This window comes from Coprococcus intestinihominis (genome assembly GCF_040096555.1).
Taxonomy (GTDB): Bacteria; Bacillota; Clostridia; order Lachnospirales; family Lachnospiraceae; genus Coprococcus_A; species Coprococcus_A intestinihominis.
In genome coordinates, this window is sequence record NZ_JBBMEK010000318.1 from 1 (window position 1) to 3,388 (window position 3,388).

At 38.3% G+C, this 3,388-nt stretch carries 5 protein-coding genes; 4 read left to right on the top strand and 1 reads right to left on the bottom strand.

Going from position 1 to position 3,388, the window contains the following annotated elements:
* Window positions 1–121: 121 nt before the first annotated feature.
* Window positions 122–301: a zinc-ribbon domain-containing protein gene (locus tag WMO25_RS16405; RefSeq protein WP_349086234.1), complete on the top strand. Its 180-nt coding sequence runs from the start codon at window positions 122–124 to the stop codon at window positions 299–301.
* A 260-nt stretch (window positions 302–561) separates the two neighbouring features.
* Here the strand turns inward: WMO25_RS16405 and WMO25_RS16410 are convergent, their stop codons facing one another.
* Complete coding sequence (locus WMO25_RS16410) at window positions 562–1,047, bottom strand: entericidin EcnA/B family protein (RefSeq protein ID WP_349086236.1); 486 nt, start codon at window positions 1,045–1,047, stop codon at window positions 562–564.
* 157 nt (window positions 1,048–1,204) lie between these two features.
* Here WMO25_RS16410 and WMO25_RS16415 point away from each other — a divergent pair, with 157 nt between their 5' ends.
* Genes WMO25_RS16415 through WMO25_RS16425 form a run of 3 tightly spaced genes read left to right on the top strand, consistent with a single transcriptional unit; the run spans window position 1,205 to window position 3,308 of the window.
* Window positions 1,205–1,879 carry a response regulator transcription factor gene (locus WMO25_RS16415; RefSeq protein WP_107001140.1) on the top strand — a complete coding sequence of 225 codons (675 nt, stop codon included), beginning with the start codon at window positions 1,205–1,207 and terminating at the stop codon, window positions 1,877–1,879.
* Window positions 1,876–3,228 (top strand): sensor histidine kinase, encoded by a 1,353-nt coding sequence (locus WMO25_RS16420; RefSeq protein WP_349086237.1) that lies wholly within the window; start codon window positions 1,876–1,878, stop codon window positions 3,226–3,228. Before WMO25_RS16415 ends, WMO25_RS16420 begins: the two co-directional genes overlap by 4 nt.
* Complete coding sequence (locus WMO25_RS16425; RefSeq protein WP_252203187.1) at window positions 3,228–3,308, top strand: DUF6040 family protein; 81 nt, start codon at window positions 3,228–3,230, stop codon at window positions 3,306–3,308. Before WMO25_RS16420 ends, WMO25_RS16425 begins: the two co-directional genes overlap by 1 nt.
* The last annotated feature ends 80 nt before the right edge of the window (window positions 3,309–3,388 follow it).

Here is a 3,388-nt window from a genome sequence, read left to right on the forward strand (position 1 = left end):
CCTTTGAGAGAGGAGAAATCCTTTTCTCAAAGGGCTTTTTCTATTTATACGGATATTCGCAAACTACAAGATAAAGCCAAAACTTCATATACTCTAAGCACAAGGGGGTTGAGGTTTGGCTATGAATAACAGTTTAGCAGAAGTACACCCGGAGCTTGTTTCGGAGTGGTCGGAGAAGAACTTGCCATTGAAGCCTGATGAAGTAAATGCAAAGTCGAGGAAAAATGTCTGGTGGAGATGCGGTAAATGCGGTAACGAGTGGAAATCAGTTATCAATGCCCGTGTGAAAGGTACGGTATGATGTCCTCAGACAATGTCAAAAAGGGTACTGGAGAATGGCACAGGTGCTAAATTCAGTAATCATCAATAAAATAATAGCCAAGCTGGGATATATATCCATGCTTGACTACTATCTAACAGTTTGTGAAAACTAAAGAACCGCCTTGGTACGGAACCGTATGCCAGGTGGTGTGGGAGGTCGGTAGATAAAATAATTATCTACCTCCTACCCGATTTTAGAAATTAAGAAAGTTCTGCCACATTCTTGTAGCCCAGATGGAATTAATCATCAATGCCGTATTTGTTTTCCAGCGCTTCTTCTGCTAATTCCAGTTCATCTTCCAGTTGTTCAATCGCGCGTTCTCTCGCTTTGTATATCTCGAAGCTAATCTCTTTCATCTGGTAAGCATACTCAAATTCATCATCAAGTTTATCCAGTTCGTCATCAACTGCGTCTACCTGTTTTTTCAAAGCGTAGAATTGTTCGTGATTCTCAGATGCATTTGTAGATGTTTTTGCATTGTTTACATTTTTTGTTATATTACGGATATCGTTTTCATAAGAAGAGAAATCATAATCCTTTTCGTTCGCATTCTCTACTGCGTTTTCTGTGTTGCTGATATTATCATCATTGTCATCTGTATTTGATGTTACAACTTCCTGTGTCTTAATTTCTATATCTTCTGCTGCTTCATTATTGGATGAAGTGCATCCTGTAAAAGTAAATATTAATGTGAGAGATAATAAAACTACTAATATTTTTTTCATAACGTGTTCTCCTTCCGTCTCTTGGATGTTTTGTTTTTGCTGTTATATGTATCATATAGGGGGAAGATTAAAAAAAGATTAAAATAAATAGTAATTTCAAAAAATGAAAAAAAGGACTCTAGCACACGAAAATGATTGGTATTATAATAATTACATTATGAGATTACTGATTGTAGAAGACGAGAATGATTTAAGAAACATTGTCAAAAAAAGGCTTGTCAAGGAACATTACAGTGTAGATGCCTGTGGGGATGGTCTGGAAGCGATGGATTATATCGATATGACTTCCTACGATGGTATTATTCTTGATATCATGTTGCCGGGAAAGGACGGATATGAAATCTTAAGAGAATTAAGGCAACGAGAAGATGATACACCGGTTCTGTTACTGACAGCAAAAGACAGCATTGAAGACCGTGTCAAAGGACTGGATCTTGGTGCCGATGATTACCTGATCAAACCATTTGCATTTGAAGAACTGCTTGCAAGAATCCGTGTCATGATGCGTAGAAAGCCACAATTTACATCCAATCAACTAAAAATAGCAGATCTTATTCTGGATCGTGACACAAGAAAGGTTACAAGAGCCGGAAATGAAATTGATCTTTCTGCAAAAGAATTTATGGTTCTGGAATGTCTTATGCGCAACAAAAATATCGTAATGACAAGACAGCAGATTGAACAGAATGCGTGGGACTTTGATTTTGAAGGTGGTTCCAATGTGATCGACGTATACATTCGTTATTTGCGAAAAAAAATCGATGCACAATATGAACAAAAACTCATCCACACTGTTCGCGGTGTCGGATATGTAATGAGGGAAAACGAATGAAACAGATGACGATCAAGAAAAAAATTACGCTATGGTACACCGGAATCATCGCCGTAGTTCTTGGGACTATTCTAGTTCTCGTCCTTCTTTTTGTGGATAGGGTTGGAATTTCTGCGACAGAAGAAGAAATCAGTGCCGCAGTGACTGGATTCTCTTCAAATATTAATTTTCAGGATGATTCCTTTTATCTTGACGGCGATACCGAATTTTACGATAACGGTATTATGTTTTGTATTTATGACAAAAACGGACGATTACTTTATGGAACGATTCCAGCCCAATTTCCAGAAGAAACTATCCTCATGTCGAATACACCGCGAACGATAAGCGAATCAAATCGAAAATGGATGGTATATGACAGCGTTTACACTTACGGTGATGATGACGAAATGTGGGTACGAGGAATTACCTCCGTACATTCTATAGAACTTTTCATGCAGACATCCGAGAAAATGTTGTTGATTGTATTCCCATTACTCATTATTCTGATCGGGGCCATCGGATATTTTATGATCAAGCAGGCATTGAGACAGGTGGATCTTATCTGCGATGAAGTTGAAAACATCAGCAATGGAAAAGATCTTTCCAAACGCTTGTCTCTGCCAAAAGCAAAAGATGAATTATACGAATTGTCGAAGAAATTTAACGAAATGTTCGAGCGCTTGGAATTTTCGTTTGAGAAGGAACGTCAATTCACATCAGACGTATCCCATGAATTGCGGACTCCCGTTGCTGTTATCATTTCCCAGTGTGAGTACTTATTGGAAAATGAAAACTTATCTGCGGAAGATAAGGAAGAGATTGCAGTCATCTTAAGGCAGGCAAAACGAATGTCAAAGCTGACAAGCGAAATGTTAATGATCGCCAGAAACGAACAGGATGAGCAGCATCTGATGGAAAAACTGGATTTTGGATTATTAAGCGAACTTGTAATAGAAGAACTGCAGACAAAAGCACAGGAAAAAAATATTGAGATTACCCTGCGAAAGCAGGACGACTTATTTATGAACGGCGACCAGACATTGATTTTGCGTATGATGATGAATTTAATAACCAATGCCATCAATTACGGAAAAACAAATGGACATATTCATGTTATCCTGAAGGTCGAAAATGACCAGATTATCGGTGAAGTGAAAGATGATGGTATTGGAATAAGTGAGGAACACCTGGACAAAATCTGGGAACGTTTCTATCGCATAGACAAAAGCCGTTCCAGAGAAAATGGCGGTACCGGTCTCGGCCTTTCTATGGTGCGCTGGATTGTAAACCTCCACAATGGAACCATTCACGTCGAAAGTATCGAAGGTATCGGAACGAGTTTTATTTTCCGATTTCCGAAAATATAATGAGTACAGCTATCGTAATCTATTTTGGAAAATGGATAAAATCTGTCATTCCGATAAACCCAGTGTTTTCAATGGTTTGAGGAGAATTTAACAAAAGTTAGCAAGAATTCTCCTTCCTCTACAGGTGGGAGATGAATTGCAGAAAAAAGAAAATAGAACG